Origin of the sequence: Nocardiopsis listeri (assembly GCF_020741345.1) — a bacterium.
GTDB classification, from domain to species: Bacteria; Actinomycetota; Actinomycetes; order Streptosporangiales; family Streptosporangiaceae; genus Nocardiopsis; species Nocardiopsis listeri_A.
In genome coordinates this window covers 67162-83722 of the sequence record NZ_DYZD01000053.1, presented here as the reverse complement: position 1 = coordinate 83722, position 16561 = coordinate 67162, and the positions used below count along the sequence as shown (strand labels likewise).

14 protein-coding genes and 1 pseudogene are annotated in these 16561 nt (G+C 68.7%); 9 read left to right on the top strand and 6 right to left on the bottom strand.

Annotated elements, in window-relative coordinates:
* The 5 genes and pseudogenes from K8V84_RS03355 to K8V84_RS03335 all read right to left on the bottom strand — a co-directional run.
* Positions 1-571, bottom strand: a pseudogene (locus K8V84_RS03355) (ABC transporter permease); the annotation flags it as partial.
* A gap of 197 nt (positions 572-768) precedes the next feature.
* Positions 769-2583: an ABC transporter substrate-binding protein gene (locus K8V84_RS03350; RefSeq protein WP_304070195.1), complete on the bottom strand. Its 1815-nt coding sequence runs from the start codon at positions 2581-2583 to the stop codon at positions 769-771.
* Between the two features lie 93 nt (positions 2584-2676).
* A complete protein-coding gene (locus tag K8V84_RS03345; protein ID WP_304070192.1) occupies positions 2677-3702 on the bottom strand; it encodes an ABC transporter permease in 1026 nt (341 codons plus the stop codon).
* A gap of 176 nt (positions 3703-3878) precedes the next feature.
* Complete coding sequence (gene pgi, locus K8V84_RS03340) at positions 3879-5567, bottom strand: glucose-6-phosphate isomerase (RefSeq protein WP_304070190.1); 1689 nt, start codon at positions 5565-5567, stop codon at positions 3879-3881.
* A 143-nt stretch (positions 5568-5710) separates the two neighbouring features.
* Positions 5711-6577: an ion transporter gene (locus K8V84_RS03335; protein WP_304070187.1), complete on the bottom strand. Its 867-nt coding sequence runs from the start codon at positions 6575-6577 to the stop codon at positions 5711-5713.
* 164 nt (positions 6578-6741) lie between these two features.
* Here K8V84_RS03335 and K8V84_RS03330 point away from each other — a divergent pair, with 164 nt between their 5' ends.
* Positions 6742-7065, top strand: a complete 324-nt coding sequence (locus tag K8V84_RS03330) for a hypothetical protein (RefSeq protein WP_304070184.1) — start codon at positions 6742-6744, stop codon at positions 7063-7065.
* A gap of 48 nt (positions 7066-7113) precedes the next feature.
* On the opposite strand, the gene K8V84_RS03325 is transcribed toward K8V84_RS03330, so the two are convergent.
* Positions 7114-7890 (bottom strand): FadR/GntR family transcriptional regulator, encoded by a 777-nt coding sequence (locus K8V84_RS03325; RefSeq protein ID WP_304070183.1) that lies wholly within the window; start codon positions 7888-7890, stop codon positions 7114-7116.
* Between the two features lie 159 nt (positions 7891-8049).
* Between K8V84_RS03325 and K8V84_RS03320 the strand changes: the two genes are divergently transcribed.
* The 8 genes from K8V84_RS03320 to K8V84_RS03285 all read left to right on the top strand — a co-directional run bounded on the left by K8V84_RS03320 (position 8050) and on the right by K8V84_RS03285 (position 16535).
* Positions 8050-8790, top strand: coding sequence for a (Fe-S)-binding protein (locus tag K8V84_RS03320; RefSeq protein WP_304070181.1), 741 nt, complete (start codon positions 8050-8052; stop codon positions 8788-8790).
* The gene (locus K8V84_RS03315) at positions 8787-10214 is read left to right on the top strand and encodes a lactate utilization protein B (protein WP_304070178.1); all 1428 of its coding nucleotides are present in this window, start codon (positions 8787-8789) and stop codon (positions 10212-10214) included. Before K8V84_RS03320 ends, K8V84_RS03315 begins: the two co-directional genes overlap by 4 nt.
* Positions 10214-10858, top strand: a complete 645-nt coding sequence (locus K8V84_RS03310; RefSeq protein WP_304070177.1) for a lactate utilization protein C — start codon at positions 10214-10216, stop codon at positions 10856-10858. Before K8V84_RS03315 ends, K8V84_RS03310 begins: the two co-directional genes overlap by 1 nt.
* Positions 10859-11021: 163 nt before the next feature.
* A complete protein-coding gene (locus K8V84_RS03305) occupies positions 11022-12191 on the top strand; it encodes an acetylhydrolase (protein ID WP_304070174.1) in 1170 nt (389 codons plus the stop codon).
* A 205-nt stretch (positions 12192-12396) separates the two neighbouring features.
* The gene (locus K8V84_RS03300; protein WP_304070172.1) at positions 12397-13188 is read left to right on the top strand and encodes an SAM-dependent methyltransferase; all 792 of its coding nucleotides are present in this window, start codon (positions 12397-12399) and stop codon (positions 13186-13188) included.
* A 155-nt stretch (positions 13189-13343) separates the two neighbouring features.
* Positions 13344-14549: a DUF2786 domain-containing protein gene (locus K8V84_RS03295; RefSeq protein WP_304070204.1), complete on the top strand. Its 1206-nt coding sequence runs from the start codon at positions 13344-13346 to the stop codon at positions 14547-14549.
* Between the two features lie 92 nt (positions 14550-14641).
* Positions 14642-15427 carry an RNA ligase family protein gene (locus K8V84_RS03290; protein WP_304070170.1) on the top strand — a complete coding sequence of 262 codons (786 nt, stop codon included), beginning with the start codon at positions 14642-14644 and terminating at the stop codon, positions 15425-15427.
* On the top strand, positions 15411-16535 hold the full coding sequence (locus K8V84_RS03285) for an AAA family ATPase (protein ID WP_304070167.1): 1125 nt from the start codon (positions 15411-15413) through the stop codon (positions 16533-16535). Before K8V84_RS03290 ends, K8V84_RS03285 begins: the two co-directional genes overlap by 17 nt.
* Positions 16536-16561: the final 26 nt, after the last annotated feature.

The following is a 16561-nucleotide window of genomic DNA, read 5'->3' as shown; positions in this document are numbered from 1 at the left end:
GAACGTATCCGGGGGTTCCGAACAGGCCCCAGGAATGCACGAGGAAGGCCAGGGCGAGCAGACCGGTGAAGAAGATCGGCAGTGAAACCCCCGCCAGGGCCACCGCCATCGCCAGCCGGTCGAAGAGGCTGCCCTTCCACACCGCGGAGATCACGCCCACCGCGATCCCGCCGACCAGCCAGATGATGCCGGCGCCCAGGGCCAGTGACGCGGTCACCGGGAGCCGGGCCAGGACCTCGGGGAAGACCTCCTGGTAGGTCTGGAAGGAATAGCCGAAGCAGGGGGCGGCGCACTCGATGGTGTCACCGCCGAACCGGTACCGGGCTCCGAAGAAGATTCCGCGGACGAACTCGCCGAACTGCACCGCGATCGGTTGGTCCAGCCCCAGTCGCTCGATGGTGGCCTGGATCGCCTCGGGTGTGGGAGCCCGACCCACGTACATGGTGGCGAGTTGTTCGGTGGTGCGGCCCGCCCATCGCGGCACCACGTAGAAGATGGCGAAGGTGACCATGGTGACCACGGCCAGGAGCAACAGACCGGCGCCCAGTCGGCGCAGGATGTAGGTCAACATGGCGCGAGCTCTCTATCGTCGGAACCATGGCCCCGGGGCCCGGGTCCGGGGCGACGGTGACTCCACCCCGAAGCCAAACCGTAGCCCACGGAAAACAGGCGATCACGTCTAGTGACCGGCGTGTACGCGGGGCGCCCCGACACGCCGAGGGCGGCGCCCCCTCAAGGAGACCGCCGCCCTCGGATCCCTCACACCGGTCAGTCGGTGTTGGTGGTGCCCAGGCTCATGTAGTCGTACATGCTGTAACCCGGGTGGTAGTACACGTTGGTCAGGTTGGCCGGACGGTACAGCACCGTGCGTTCGAACACCGCCGGCAGGACCGCGGCCTGCTCCATGGCACGTTCGTCGATCTGGGTGTAGATCGAGGCCCTGGCGTCGGGGTCCTCCTCGGAGACGACCTCGTCGAACCAGTCGTTGATCTGGTCGTCGTCCAGCTCGGAGATGTTGGAGTTGCCCGCAGCCTGGATGGCGTCACCGTCCAGGATCTTGCTCATGAAGCCGTAACCGCTGGCCCAGTCGGGCGCCCAGCCGTAGACGGTCAGCCCCAGGTCGTTGTCGTGCACGAAGTCCGGGGAACCCGCCTGCGTGTTGGTGAAGGTGTCGGACGGGTACTGCTTGATCTCCGTCTCGATGTTCACCCGGGCCAGCGCCTGCTGGAGCGCCTCGGCGGTGCTCACGTCGGAGGGGCGGTCGGCGCGGGCGCCGATGGAGGTGGAGAACCCGTCGGGCTGCCCGCACTCCTCCAGCTTCTCCTGCGCCATCTCCAGGTCGCCCTTGTCGTCCTCGGACGGGTACAGGTCGATGCTCGGGTCCGCCCCGGGCAGCGACGTGGGCATGATCTGGGTGGCGATGTCACCGCCGGTGTCGCCGCCCCAGGCACGCTGCAGGGCGTCCCGGTCCGCCGCGTACATGATGGCCTCGCGGCAGGCGGGGTCGTTCAGGGGTTCGATGACGGTGTTGATGTTGACGTAGCGCAGGGTGCTGGTCTGCGGGTTGTCGATGTTGTGGCGCTCGGCCTCGTCGGTGATCAGGGTGCCCTTCATGGCCGGGCCCACACCGGTGCCTCCCAGGTCGACGTCGAGCTCGCCGTTGACCAGACGCTGGTCGATCTCGTTCTGGTCCACACCCAGCTGCACCTCGACCCGGTCGGGCAGCGCCTTGCGGATCGGGTCGGTTTCGGGGTCCCACTCCTCATTGCGCACCAGGTTCAGGGACGCACCGGGCCGGTACTCGCCGTCGAACTTGTACGGACCGGAGGAGACCACGTTGCTCTGGTACTGCTCACCACGGTCGGCGTCGGCCGGAACCGGCGCGGTCTGCGGCTGGATGAGCACGTACGGGAACTCCGAGAAGCTCGTGTTCAGGTGGAAGATCAGGGTGTGGTCGTCCGGGGTCTCGATCCCGTCGAACCCTTCGAGCGGGTCGTCCTCATTGGCGTAGGGGCCCTCGTAGTCGTCGCTGTCGGCGAGCAGGTCCTGGAAGTACTTGGGGCCGTTGGGGAGCGCCTGGTCACCGAAGTTGCTGCGCGCGATGGCGTACTTGACGTCCTGGGCGGTGATCTCCGAGCCGTCCTCGAAGCGCAGGCCCTCCTTGAGGCGGACCGTCCACTCCGTGGAGTCCTCGTTGCCCTCGGGCAGCTCCTCGGCGAGGTCTGGCTGTAGCTCCACGCCCTGTTCGCCGGGGGCTTCGGTGTAGGTCAGCAGGGTTCGAGCGTAGTAGCGAGAGAAGTTCCAGACGTACGCGTAGTAGGTGTTGCCCGGATCCGGTGAGTCGAAGTCGGCGGAGATGGCGTAGCGCAGGGTTCCGCCGGTCTCGTCGGACGGGTTGACGACGGTGGTCTCGCCCTCGTTGAACTCGGCGTCGGACTCTCCCGCCCCGCCTCCCCCGCCCGCACCGCCACAGGCGGTCAGGGCCAGGGCCAGGGCGGTGCCGGCCGCGGCGGGCGCCATGATTCGTCGGAGCACGCCGGACCGCCGGAGCGGCCCCTGACGCGTGAAGTGATGGGTGGTCACCTTGCCTCCTGGTGGGATTCGGTGGTGGTGGCGTGCGGCGCACGTCCTCGTGAGTGGGTCGGTACCGACCGTAATGACCATAGACGGGGTCTTTCAGTCGGAGGAACGCGGGTCGAAGGCGTCGCGCAGACCATCACCGAAGAGGTTGAACGCCAGGACGGTGATGAAGATGGCCAGACCCGGGACGATCACGAAGTGCGGTGATGTGGTGTAGAAGCGCAACGCGTTCTCCAACATGCCGCCCCAGGTCGCCATGGGCGGGTTGATACCCACCCCCAGGAAGCTCAGGGCCGCTTCGAAGAGGATGTTGGTGGGGATCAGCAGGGTGGAGTAGACGAGGATCGGGGTGATGAGGTTGGGCAGGATCTCACGGAAGACGATGTGGGTGTTGCCGGCTCCGAGGCTGCGGGAGGCCTCCACGAACTCGCGTTCCTTGAGGGTGAGGGTCTGTCCGCGCACGATGCGGCCGATGTAGGGCCAGTTGAAGAACCCGATGATGAACACCAGGACGCCGATGCGCAGGTAGTTGCCTTCCAGGCCGAAGGCACCGTCGGGGATGACGCCGACCAGGGCGATGGCGAACAGCAGCAGCGGGAAGGCGAGGAAGATGTCCATGGTGCGGCTGATGACGGTGTCGACCCAACCGCCGAAGTAGCCGGCGAGGATGCCGAGGACGGTCCCGATGACCACGCACACCACGGTGGCGACGGTGGCGACCAGCAATGAGGTCCGAGCGCCGTAGACGATGCGGCTGAACAGGTCGCGCCCGTTGACGGGTTCGACCCCCAGAAGGTGTTCGGCGCTGATACCGCCCCAGGGGTCGAGCCCTTGGGCGGTGTCGTCGGGATCGCGCAGTACACCACCGGTGAGCGGGTCGACGAGCCCCTGGTCGAACTGGTTGGGCGGGTGACCGAACCAGGCGGTGAGCAACGGCGCGAACAGCGCGATGAGGATGAGCAGGATGACGATGACTCCGCCGGCCATGCCGACCTTGTCCTTACGGAAGCGTCGCCAGGCGATCTGGCGCAGGGATCTGCCGGCGGCGCCCTCGGCGCCCGCCGCGACGGCTTCCGGGTCGGCGTGCTGGGACGACTCGGGCACGTCCATCGGCGTGGTCATGTACCCCCGCCCCCGCTCTCTACGAGTGACTGCATCACCACACAGAGTGTGCACCAGGGGTCGTGAGGGTTTCCAGTGTCCGCGCCGGAAGCGGACGGGCCGGGCACCCGTTTTTCGGAAATGCCCGACCCGACCCGCCATGAGCTGGTTCGTTCGGTGATTCGACCGTTCGGCCGTCAGCGGCCTCGCAGATCCCGGTAGCGGCGGACCAGCGCCTCGGTCGAGGCGTCCAGGCCGGGCACCTGGGCCCCCTCGGTGAGCGCGGGCTCCACCTTCTTGGCCAGGACCTTGCCGAGCTGGACCCCCCACTGGTCGAAGGAGTTGATGTTCCACACCGCGCCCTGCACGAACACCTTGTGCTCGTAGAGGGCGACGAGCTGACCCAGAGTGGAGGGGTCGAGCCGTTCGGCCAGGATCGTGGTGGTGGGCCGGTTGCCCGGGAAGGAACGGTGCGGCACCAGTTCGGGGCTCACCCCCTCGGCTGCGACCTCCTCCTCTGTGCGCCCGAAGGCCAGGGCCTGACCCTGCGCGAACAGGTTGGCCATCAGCAGGTCGTGTTGGGGCACCAGCGACTCGGCCAGGTCGGGGGCCGGTCGGGCGAAACCGATCAGGTCGGCCGGAACGAAGCGGGTGCCCTGGTGCAGCAGCTGGAAGTAGGCGTGCTGGCCGTTGGTGCCGGGGGTGCCCCACACCACGGGACCGGTCTGCCAGGTGACGGGCCGCCCATCGCGCTGGACCGACTTGCCGTTCGACTCCATGTCGAGCTGTTGCAGGTAGGCGGGGAAACGCGACATGTGGTGGCTGTAGGGCAGCACGGCGTGCGACTGGGCGTCGAAGAAGCCGCCGTACCAGACACCGAGGAGCCCGAGCAGGAACGGCAGATTGCGTTCGACGGGCGCGGTGGCGAAGTGGGTGTCCATGAGGTGGAACCCGGCGAGCATCTCCCGGAAGGACTCCGGTCCGATCGCCACCATGAGGGACAGGCCGATGGCGGAGTCGTAGGAGTAGCGGCCGCCCACCCAGTCCCAGAACTCGAACATGTTGGCGGTGTCGATGCCGAACTTCGCGACCTCTTCGGCGTTGGTGGACACGGCCACGAAGTGGCGGGCGATCGCATCGTCGCCGGCACCGAGCCCATCGAGCAGCCAATCGCGGGCGACGGAGGCGTTGGTGATGGTCTCGATCGTGGTGAAGGTCTTGGACGCCACCACGAAGAGGGTGCGTTCGGGGTCGGCGTCGATGAGCGCCTCGTTCAGGTCGGTGCCGTCCACGTTGGAGACGAACCGGAACTCCAGACCGCGGTCGGTGTAGGGGCGAAGCGCCTCGTAGGCCATGGCCGGGCCCAGGTCGGATCCGCCGATACCGATGTTGACCACGCGGGTCACCGGCCTGCCGGTGTGGCCGAGCCAGGTGCGCGAGCGCACCTTCTCGGCGAAGCCCGCCATCTTGTCCAGGACCTCGTGCACCTCGGGAACCACGTCCTGGCCGTCGGCTCGGACGACCTGCCCTCGGGGCGCGCGCAGAGCGGTGTGCAGGACGGCACGGTCCTCGGTGAGGTTGATGTGCTCACCGCCCAGCATGGCGTCGCGCAGTCCGGTCACCCCGGTGGCGGCGGCCAGGTCGGACAGCAGCCCCAGGGTCCGGTCGGTGACCAGGTTCTTGGAGTAGTCGACGTGCAGCGAACCGACGTCGAGGCCGTAACGCTCGGCCCGCTTCGGGTCGTCGGCGAAGAGCCCGCGCAGATGGGTGTCGCCGAACCCGTCACGGTGCTCACGCAGGCGGACCCACTCGTCCCTGCGGTCCAGCGGAGTGCCGGCGTGACCGCCGGTGCCCTCGGTTGACGGCAGGGGTGTGCTGGCAGACATCCGGTGACTCCTCGTCGTCCATGCTCCGGGTGGGCGCGCGGGTCCACGGTCGCCCGGCCCACGCGCCGCGCCCATGATCGGTGGCTGTGTCCCTACCCTCCCACGAAAGGTGTCGGCACCGTGGACCATGCGGGTGGCGCAGGTCAGACGGGACTGCGGTCACCGCTCTGGTCGGTCTGCCGCTCGCGCAGGTGGGCGATCTCCTCGCGTAGGGAGCGCAGTTCGGAGAGGATCTGGCGCTGGCCCTCGTCGGGACCGCCCGAGGGATCGCCGTCGGGACCCCTCGCGCTCTGTCCGGGCTCGCCACCGCCACCGGCCTCGCGCTCCTCGATCCCCGCCTTGTCGAGCGCCTCCACGGCAACGGCGATGAACAGATTGAGAGCGATGAGCGTGGAAACCAGCACGAAGACCACGAAGAAGACCCAGGCCAGGGGTTGGGTCTTCATGACCTCCTGGGCGATGTTCCCCCAACCGTCCGCGGTGAAGATCTGGAAGAGGGTGAACAGGGAGGTCCACAGGTCACCGAAGTAGCGGGGAGAGTCGTCACCGAAGAGCTTGGTGGCCATCACCGCCGACACGTAGAGCAGCAGCGCCACCAGCACCATGATGGAGGCCATGCCGGGCAGAGCACGGAAGAGGCCCGCCACCACGTGGCGCAGGGTCGGTATCACCGACAACAGCCGCAGGACACGCAGGACCCTGAGCACACGCAATACCGCGAACGGGCCGGTGGCCGGCATCAGCGCGATACCGATGATGATCACGTCGAACCAGCCCCAGGCGTCACGCAGGAAGTCCTTGCGGTGCGCGAATATCCGCAGGGCCAACTCGATGACGAAGAGGGTCAGGATCATTCTGTCGATGCCGGTGAGCAGGTCACCGTGTACCTTCATCACCGATTTGGACGTCTCGAAGCCGAGGATGACGGCGTTGATCAGGATGAGGGTGATGACTCCACCCTGGAACCAGGATGCGTCGACCAGGGATCGGACCCGTTCGCGTACGGTCACTAGGAGGGGAACTCCGTCTCTTGCATGTCGGACAGGCGACGAAAAATCCTACCGTCGCGCACTGCACCCCGTTTGACCCTCGTCGCCCTCGATACTCGGCCCACTGGTGTCCACCGGCGGAAACGGGCATGATCGACATAGGAACCGAGGCGAGGGGGCCGCCTGTGACGGAATCCGCGAACACGACCGGAGAACTCGGCGGGGACGACGAGGACATCGACGACGTCGACGCCGAGATGGACGTAGGAGATCCGGGCCAGGACACCGCCGTGGCGGAGTACCTGGAGGAGCATCCGAACGACTACCGCATCGAGGAGATCGATGACCACGAGGTACTCGGTATAGACGCCGAGACGCGCCAGGAGGTTCCTGATCAGGCCACCGGAACCGAGGACGAGAACCCACCCGCACGAAGCCGTGAGGAGACGGCACGCCTACTGCGCGCCGAGCAGTACGCCGAACGCGTGGAGCGCCGTTTGGAGGGGTGAGCACCCGTACGGCGTCCCGCCGTGGAGCTCGCGGCTCCACCAAGGCCCTCAGCCCTCGGGGCCGCCTACGGGTGAGGGATTCACGGAGCGCAGGTGGGCGCGCAGCCAGCGTTCCACTCGCAGGACGTGGGCGGTCGCCGTCGCCCGCGCGGCCTCGGGGTCGCGATCGCGAAGGGCCTCCAGGATACGCCGATGGTCCTCGTGCAGGTCCCGGGCGACCCCTTCCGCGTCGTGACCGGCCCAGACCCGTTCATTGAGGGTGGGCGAGGAGAGCCCGGCGTGCACCGCGGACAGGGTGGCGTTGCCGGCGCATGCCACGATCCTGCGGTGGAAGCCGAGATCGAAGGCGCCGGAGTCGCCCGGCTCGGCGGAGCGGTCGGTGTCCTCCAGCCGATCCAGCATCTCGCCGATGTGGTCCAGGTCCTCATCGCCGGCACGGGCGGCGGCGATGGCGGTGGCGGCGGGTTCGATCATCCGTCGTACCTGCAATACCTCCAGCAGGGTGGGATCGGGAGAGACCTCTGAGAGCACCCCGAAGGCCTCCAGGAGGTCGTCGGGACGCAGGGCGGTGACGTACACGCCCGCGCCATGGCGGACCTCCAGGACGCCGAGGGTGGTGAGGATGCGAATGGCCTCGCGCACCGAGCCACGGGAGACACCGAAGCGGGCCGAAAGGTCGCGTTCCGTGGGCAACCGCTGTTGAGGTCCTACCTCTCCCGCCGAGATCATCGCCTTGATCTGCTCGACCGTCCGCTGTGCGACCGGTGTGCGCACCCCGTCACCCACGCCGCTCTCCCATATTCGTCGCTGTGAACACGCGAGCATCCTACCCGCTCGGCTTTTCGACCCCTTGCCCACGGCATCAAGTTGCTGCACAGTGGTCGGACCACTCGGCGTACCGTTCACGCGGCGCGTCGAGCGCCCCGTCGGCGTCGAGCCCCGCATCATCATCGAGTGGGACCGATGGGGGCACGAAGGAGGCACATGCGGATCGCGTTGTTCATCACCTGCGTCAACGACACACTCTTTCCCGACACCGGCCGCGCGGTCGTGCGGTTGCTGGAGCGGCTGGGTCACGAAGTGGTCTTCCCCGCCGGCCAGACCTGCTGCGGACAGATGCACTACAACACCGGCTACCGACGGCCCGCGGCCCGCCTCGCGGTGCGCTTCGCCCAGACCTTCGAGAGGGCCGACGCCGTCGTGGTCCCGTCCGCCTCGTGCGCGGCCATGGTGCGGGACCACTACCCGAAACTGGGCCGGATCGGCAGCCGGCTGTCCCGGAGGATGGCCGACCTGGGACCTCGCGTGTACGACCTCACCGAGTTCCTCGTGGACGTGCTCCAGGTGACCGACGTGGGCGCGTACTACCCGCACAAGGTGGTCTACCACCCCACCTGTCACGGGCTGCGGTTCCTGGGTCTGGGAGACCGGCCCTACCGACTACTGCGCTCGGTGCGCGGCCTTGAGTTGTTGGAACTGCCCGGGGCCACCGAGTGCTGCGGGTTCGGCGGCACGTTCTCGGTCAAGAACGGCGACGTGTCCGCCGCGATGGGCTTCGACAAGGCGCGCCACGCGGTGGAGACCGGCGCAGAGGTGCTGTGCGCGGTGGACAACTCGTGTCTGATGCACATCGGCGGGACGCTGTCGCGACAGCGGTCGGGCATGCGGATCGCCCACATCGCGGAGATCCTGGCGAGCACGGAGAAGGAGCACGCGACCCTATGAGCAGTGCGACGTTCCTGGGCATGCCGCCCTTCCCCGAAGCGGCCCGTAGCGCCGTGGAGGACTCACGCACCCGGCACAACCTGCACAAGGCCACGCACACCATCCGAGGCAAACGCGACGCCGTCGTCGGCGAGCTGGGCGACGACTGGCAGCGCCTGCGCGCCGAGGGCGAGGCGGTCAAGACCCACACCCTGCGCCACCTGGACCACTACCTGGAGAAGTTGGAGGAGTCGGTCCAACGCGCGGGCGGCACCGTTCACTGGGCGTCCGATGCCGCCGAGGCCAACGCGATCGTCACCCGCCTGGTGAAGCGGACCGGTGAGTCCGAGGTGGTCAAGGTCAAGTCGATGGCCACCCAGGAGATCGAGCTCAACAACGCCCTGGAGGCGGCGGGCATCACCGCCTACGAGACCGACCTTGCCGAGCTGATCGTGCAGTTGGGCAAGGACCTGCCCTCCCACATCCTGGTGCCGGCCATCCACCTGGGCCGTGCCCAGATCCGGGAGATCTTCCTGGACAAGATGGCCGAATGGGGCGTTCCCGCGCCGGAGGGCCTGACCGACGACCCGCGGGCGCTGGCCGAGGCCGCCCGAGTCCACCTTCGGGAGTTGTTCCTGCGCGCGAAGGTGGCGGTGTCGGGCGCCAACTTCGCGGTGGCCGACACCGGCACGCTCGTGGTCCTGGAGTCGGAGGGCAACGGGCGCATGTGTCTGACCATGCCGGAGACGCTCATATCGGTGGTGGGCATCGAGAAGATCGTGCCCACGTGGTCCGACCTCGAGGTGTTCATGCAGTTGCTGCCGCGTTCCTCCACGGGTGAGCGGATGAACCCCTACACCTCGACCTGGACCGGTGTGACGCCCGGGGACGGGCCTCAGGACTTCCACCTGGTGCTGTTGGACAACGGTCGCACCGACGTGCTCGCCGACACCGTGGGACGCCAGGCGCTGCGCTGCATCCGGTGTTCGGCGTGTCTGAACATCTGCCCGGTCTACGAACGCACCGGCGGTCACGCCTACGGTTCGGTCTACCCGGGGCCGATCGGTGCGATCCTCAGCCCACAGCTGCGCGGGATGTCCTCGGAGGTGGACCGTGCGCTGCCGTACGCGTCGTCGCTGTGCGGGGCCTGTTACGACGTGTGCCCGGTGGCCATCGACATCCCCGAGGTGTTGGTGCACCTGCGCGAACAGGTGGTGTCCACCGATGCCCCCCTGGGCGAGAAGGCCATGATGGCGGGGGCCGAGGCGGTGTTCGGCTCCTCGAAGGCGTTGGAGGCGGTCCAGCGCGCGGCCGGTGCGATGCGCGGCGCGGTGCCCCGGCACCTGCCGGGGCTCGCGGGCGAGTGGACCGACACCCGGGACATCCCCCACATCCCCAAGGACTCCTTCCGTAAATGGTGGAACGAACGAGAGGAGGGCCGGTGATGGGCGGCTCCCGTGAACGTGTGCTGGCGCGGGTTCGCGCGGCGTTGGCCGACGTGCCCGCCGACGAGCCGGTGGAGCGTCGTCCGTCTCGCTCCTACGCCGACGGGCACTTCGAGGGGGACGCCCTGGAGGTGTTGGTGGACCGCTTGTTGGACTACAAGGCGTTGGTGGAGCGGGTGGCGGAGGAAGAACTTCCGGTTCGGATCGCGGCGGCGTTGGAACGGCGCGGCGCGGCTCGTGTGGCGGTCCCGCCCGGTTTGCCGCCGGAGTGGTCGGTCGGGGTTTCGGTGGAGTGTGTGGAAGATCGGCCCGACGCCCCGTTGTCGGCGGCCGACCTGGACGCCATCGACGGGGTGGTGACCGGTTGCGCGGTGGCCATCGCCGAGACGGGCACCATCGTCCTGGACGCGGGCCCCGATCAGGGCCGCCGGGCGTTGACCCTGGTCCCCGACTACCACCTGTGCGTGGTCCGGGCCGACCAGGTGGTCGACGGGGTCCCGGCGGGGGTGCGCCGGTTGAATCCGTCCCGCCCCCTCACCTGGATCAGTGGCCCCTCGGCGACCAGCGACATCGAACTCAACCGGGTGGAGGGCGTGCACGGCCCGCGCACCCTGGAGGTGCTGTTGGTGGAGACCGACATCTGAGAGCGGCCCGATCATCGCAGGTGTGGGCGGCCAGGGTAGGGCGTGCCTTACCTCGGTGGGTGAGGCACGCCCTCGACCGCTTCTCCGGCCTGCCCTCTCGTGCGGAGCGGCTCCGAATCCCTAGCGTTGACGGGAAACGGAGTCGACACGAGGGACGGATCGCATGCCACTCCCCCTACGAACGATCGGCGCCCTGGCCGGGGCGCTCTGCCTGGTCACCGTGACCGCCTGCGGCGTGGAGGACGCCGCACTGACCGGCGCCGAGGAAGAGCACCCGACGCCTCCCCGGGTGGCTCTGCCCCGACCCACCGGCGAGTACGCGGTGGGCGGCACTCGATTCCACCTGGTGGACGATGAACGCGAGGATCCGTGGGTCGGCGGCGACCGGGAACTCATGGTGACGATGTGGTACCCGACCGAGGCCGACACCGGAGAGCGGGCGCCCTATCTGACCGAGGCGGAGGCCGAGGCGACACTGGCCGAACTCGAACTGGACGACCTTCCCGCCGAGTCGCTCATCCAGGTGGACACGCACACCTCGCCGGGAACCGCCCCCATCGGCGAGGCCGGTCTGCCGCTGGTGCTGTTCTCCCCCGGTGCCGGGCTCTCCAGGGTGTGGGCGTCCTCGCTCGCCACGGAGTTGGCCTCGCACGGATTCGCGGTGGCGGGGATCGACCACCGGCACGAGGCCGCCCCGGTGGAGTTCCCCGACGGGCTGGTCGAGGAGTGCACCGGCTGCCTGGCCCAGGACTGGGAACTGGGCGCTCGCACCCGCGCCGCCGACGTCTCCTTCCTGCTCGACGAGCTGGAAAACGGCCAGGCACTGGAATGGTCTCCATCCCTGGACACCAAGGCCGTGGGCATGGTCGGTCACTCCTGGGGTGGCAGCGCGGTCGCCCAGAGCCTGTTAGACGAGGATCGGGTGGCCGCCGGGATCAACCTGGACGGGCCTTACTACGGCTCCCAGTTGGGAGGTGAGATCGACCGGCCTCTGGCGCTGCTCACCAACGACCAGGGCAACTCCTGGGAGGGGTGGGAGGAGCGTTGGGAGGGTCTGACCGGTTGGCGGCAGTGGATCCGCGTCACCGACTCGGGCCACTCCAACGCACTGGACAGGGGCGTGATCATGGACCGGTCGGGCCTGCGCGACCTGCTCACCCCGGAGCAGTGGAGGGCACAGTTCGGTGATCTGGAGCCCGAGCACGGTGTGCGACTGACACGCGATTACTCCACCGGGTTCTTCGACCACCACCTGCGTGGCGGCGAGCAACCGATCCTGGACGACCCGCAGAGCGTCCACCCCGAACTGGTCGAGGTGGGCCCGGAAGAGTGAGGCCCTTCTCCGCAGGTCGGTGGGGGCACCGGCACGTCGGCTCGAACGTGCCGGTGCCCCCCTTTTCTGTGTTCACCGCTCCGGAGTCACCTGCGATAAGTCGCAAAGCCCGATGGGGTAAGGCTTTCGACCTTGTGGAATTCGCTTTCCCAGAGGGAGAATACGGCTGCCCCGCCGCCACGGCGGCCCACCGTGAAGGGAACCCATGACCGACTCCACCCCCGCCATCGACGCCACCGTCCCCCACTCCGCCCGAGTGTGGAACTACTGGCTCGGGGGCAAGGACCACTACCCGGTGGATCGAGAGCTGGGCCAGCAGATCGAACAGGCCTTCCCCGAGATCGTGGAGATCGCCCGGGCCGACCGGCAATTCATCATCCGCTCCATCACCCACCTGGCCAAGGAAGAGGGCGTCCGCCAGTTCCTCGACGTCGGCACCGGGCTGCCCACCGCCAATAACACCCACCAGGTCGCCCAGACCGTCGCACCGGACGCCAAGGTCGTCTACGTGGACAACGACCCCATGGTGTTGGCCCACGCGCGCGCCCTGCTCACCAGCGCTCCCGAGGGCAGCACCCACTACATCGACGCCGACCTGCTCGACCCCGACTCCCTGCTGGTCCAGGCCCGTGAACACCTGGACTTCACACAACCGATCGCGCTGACCTTCATGGGCACACTCGTGCACTACCCGGCCGACGACGAGCTCTACGCCCTCGTTCGCACCTACGTGGACGCGCTGCCCTCGGGAAGTTTCCTGGCCCTGAACGACAGCACCGACACCAGTCAGCAGATCATCGACTCGGCCGTCGCGTGGAACCAGAACGCCGCCCTGACCATCCACCTGCGCTCTCCCGAGCAGGTCGAGGCCTACTTCGAAGGGCTGGAACTGTTGGAGCCCGGGGTCGTCTCCCTCCCGTACTGGCGGCCCGACCCGTCCCAGGTCGGGGAGATCCGCGAGACCGCCCAGTACGGAGGCGTGGCCCGCAAACCCTGACACCCACGGACGAAGCGCACCTGTACCGGCCGGTAGGATGGCCTGTCGGTTCAGGCCCCTTCGACCAGGGAGAACACGTGGGCAGGAAAGGCCGCCGGCACGGCACCGACCGGGACGTCCAAGAGTGGTCCGGTCCCTCCCCCGACGACACCCCCATGGAGGTGATCGGCCAGGCCGTCGACGCCATCGTGGGTCACCGAGAAGGGTCCGGGGTTGACCTCGCGGCGGCCCGCCTGGCCGACGTGGAGGACGCGCACTGGGCGGGGGCGGCCGCGCGCTCGCTCTTCGACACCCTGCTGTTCGGGGTGGCCGACGCCTGGGCACGTGGTTGGCAACCCGCCGAGACCGTCCGTCACGTTCGGCGTGAGGCGGACGCGTTGGCCGCGGCGGTGTGCGCCGACGCCGTCACCGTCGACCTGGAACGCCATTCCCTCGCCACCGTGGACCCGCGGTGGACCGAGCAGGTGCGCGCCCTTGGAGTGGACTCCGCCCACCTGTCGGAGGAACGGCATCTGGACCACCTGGCCGCCGAGCACGGGCTGATGCGGTTCGAAGCGGTCGAGGTGGTGTTGCGGCTGCTGGCGACCTTGCGCACCCTTCCACCCATGCGTCGTCTGGGCCCACCGCCCGGGACGTTCCGGCCCGGTACCCGGGCCCCGGCGACCGTGGACCGGGGTCGGTTGCAGCGGGTTCGGGCGTTGCTGGCCAAGGCGGAGTCCACCGAGTTCCCCGAGGAGGCCGAGGCGCTGACCGCCCGCGCCCAGGAGATGATGGCCCGACACAGCATCGATCTGGCCCTGGTGGAGGCCGACCCCGAGGAGCCGGACGCCGCCTCCGCGCGCAGGCTTCCGGTCGACTCCCCTTACGACGAGCACCGTGCCGTGCTGCTCAACGAGGTGGCCGAGGCCAACCACTGTCGGGCCGTGTGGCACCGCGAACTGGGGCTGAGTACCGTGATGGGTTTCCCCGGCGACGTGGAGGCGGTGGACCTGCTCTATACGTCGTTGTTGGTGCAGGCGGAGAAGGCCATGCGGGTGAGCGGATCGGCTCGGGACAGGTCCGGGCGCGGGGCGCGCAAGGACTACCGGGCCTCGTTCATGGCGGCGTTCGCCGTGCGGGTCGGGGAACGGCTCACCGAGTCCGCGCGGGCGGCCGAGGAGGCGGTCGGCGTCGAGACCGGCACCGACCTGGTTCCGATGTTCGCCGCGCGGGAGGCCGCGGTGGAGGCCGCCATGGACGAGGCGTTCGGTGCGTTGACCACCTCGCGGGTGCGAGGCCCGGCCGACCCCGACGGATGGTACGAGGGCAGGGCCGCCGCCGATGCCGCGTCCCTGGGCACCCGCAGCGGTGTCACCCGCTGAGCCCCTCGGCCAGACCGGGTTCCGGACCGGTCGAGTACCGGTCCGGGGAAAACCGGTGGCTCTTGGGAGAGCGGCGCCGGTAGAACCTCTCTATGCACAAATACCCTCGTACCCGGCACATTCGTGGGTCGCGACTTCAGGTCGGCGACCACGACCTGAGCGCGGCGCCCTTCGACGTGCTGCGCGGGCGACACCTCGTGGTGGAGGAGAAGCTCGATGGGGCCAACGCGGGGATCGGTTTCGGGCCCGGCGGTGGACTGCGGTTGCAAAGCCGGGGCCACTACCTGACCGGAGGTCCGCGAGAGCGCGGGTTCGGCCCGTTCAAGGCCTGGGCCGCGACCGTGGCCCCGACATTGTGGCCACGGTTGGGTGAGCGCTATGTGCTGTACGGGGAGTGGCTGTACGCCAAGCACACGGTGTTCTACGACAGGCTCCCTCACTACTTCTGTGAGTTCGACGTGCTGGATACCTCGGAAGGCGCTTTCCTCTCCACGCGACGGCGACGCGAGCTGTTGGCGGGCACCCCGGTGGTGTCGGTACCGGTGCTGTATGAGGGCTCGATCGCGTCCCTCGACGCACTCACCGCGTTGGTGGGCCCCTCGCTCTACCGCAGTGAGGGCTGGCGCGAGACTCTGTCCGAGGCGGCGGTGGCCGGTGGCGTCGCTCCCGAGCGGGCGTTGACCGAGACCGACACCTCCGACCTCATGGAGGGCCTGTACGTCAAGGTCGAGGAGGGCGACCTGACCGTCGACCGGTACAAGTGGGTGCGTTCGGGGTTCACCTCCGCCCTTTCGAACTCGGGCGGCCACTGGATGAACCGTCCCCTCATCGCCAACGCCCTGGCCGACCCGGAGGTGCCCTATGCGGGAGTTCACTGACCTGTGCCCCGCTCCCCCGCACTGGGATCTGGATTGGAGCACCGTACGGGAGGCTTTCGGGTGGGTGCGCGACCTGGCCGGGGTCGAACAGGATCCCGTGCACCACGCCGAGGGCGATGTGGAGGTGCACACCCGAATGGCGTGCGAGGCACTGGCCGAGCTGCCCGCATGGAGGGCCAGGCCGGAGTCGGAACGGGTTCTCCTGTTCACCGCGGTGCTCTTGCACGACGTGGCCAAACCCGTGTGCACGCGGCGGGACGAGGAGGGACGCGTCACCGCACACGGGCACTCGCGCCGGGGCGACCTCATGGCGCGTCGCATCCTGTGGGAGGTGGGGGCTCCGATCGACCGACGCGAGCACGTGGCGTCCCTGGTACGCCACCACCAGCTGCCGTTCTGGGCCCTGGAACGCCCCGACCCGCGCAAGACCGCGTTCCGGGTGAGCCTCACCGCGCGCAACGACGACCTGGCGCTGTTGGCCACCGCCGACATCTTGGGCCGGCGTTGCGAGGACACCGCCGAGGTGCTGGAGAACATCGACCTGTACACCGAGTACTGCGCCGAGCAGCGTTGTCTGGACGGTCCTCGCGACTTCCCCTCCGACCACGCCCGGTTCTGGTTCTTCCGCAAGCCCGACCGCGACCCCGACTACGCCGCCCACGACGACACGCGGCTCACCGTCACGGTGATGTCGGGGTTGCCCGGTGTGGGCAAGGACCACTGGATCGGAGAACACCGCCCCGATCTGCCCGTGGTGAGTCTGGACGCGTTGCGCGCCGAGCTGGGGATCGCGGCCACCGCCGACCAGCGCCCGGTCGCCGCGGCGGCCGCCGAACGCGCCCGTGAGCACCTGCGCGCCGGACGTTCCTTCGTATGGAACGCCACACACGTCTCGCGTGACCTTCGCGACCGGTCCGTGGGCTTGGCCGCGGACTACCGGGCACGGGTGGAGATCATGGCGTTGGAGGCCCCGCCCCGGGTCCTGCGGGATCGGATGGCGCGGCGGTCGGCCCCTGTTCCGACCGCCGCGATGCGGCGCCTGGTCCACAGGTGGGAGGCGCCCGATCCGACCGAGGCCCACCGTGTCGTGCACGACGTGACCGCGTGAACCCGATCCGGATTCGAATCCGGGTT

Bases quoted from the DNA above. Each gene is read 5' to 3' on its own strand.
- K8V84_RS03345 (WP_304070192.1), bottom strand. From the start codon at position 3,702: ATGACCACGCCGATGGACGTGCCCGAGTCGTCCCAGCACGCCGACCCG.
- pgi (WP_304070190.1), bottom strand. From the start codon at position 5,567: ATGTCTGCCAGCACACCCCTGCCGTCAACCGAGGGCACCGGCGGTCAC.
- K8V84_RS03325 (WP_304070183.1), bottom strand. From the start codon at position 7,890: ATGCTCGCGTGTTCACAGCGACGAATATGGGAGAGCGGCGTGGGTGAC.
- K8V84_RS03320 (WP_304070181.1), top strand. From the start codon at position 8,050: ATGCGGATCGCGTTGTTCATCACCTGCGTCAACGACACACTCTTTCCC.
- K8V84_RS03315 (WP_304070178.1), top strand. From the start codon at position 8,787: ATGAGCAGTGCGACGTTCCTGGGCATGCCGCCCTTCCCCGAAGCGGCC.
- K8V84_RS03310 (WP_304070177.1), top strand. From the start codon at position 10,214: ATGGGCGGCTCCCGTGAACGTGTGCTGGCGCGGGTTCGCGCGGCGTTG.
- K8V84_RS03305 (WP_304070174.1), top strand. From the start codon at position 11,022: ATGCCACTCCCCCTACGAACGATCGGCGCCCTGGCCGGGGCGCTCTGC.
- K8V84_RS03300 (WP_304070172.1), top strand. From the start codon at position 12,397: ATGACCGACTCCACCCCCGCCATCGACGCCACCGTCCCCCACTCCGCC.
- K8V84_RS03295 (WP_304070204.1), top strand. From the start codon at position 13,344: ATGGAGGTGATCGGCCAGGCCGTCGACGCCATCGTGGGTCACCGAGAA.
- K8V84_RS03290 (WP_304070170.1), top strand. From the start codon at position 14,642: ATGCACAAATACCCTCGTACCCGGCACATTCGTGGGTCGCGACTTCAG.
- K8V84_RS03285 (WP_304070167.1), top strand. From the start codon at position 15,411: ATGCGGGAGTTCACTGACCTGTGCCCCGCTCCCCCGCACTGGGATCTG.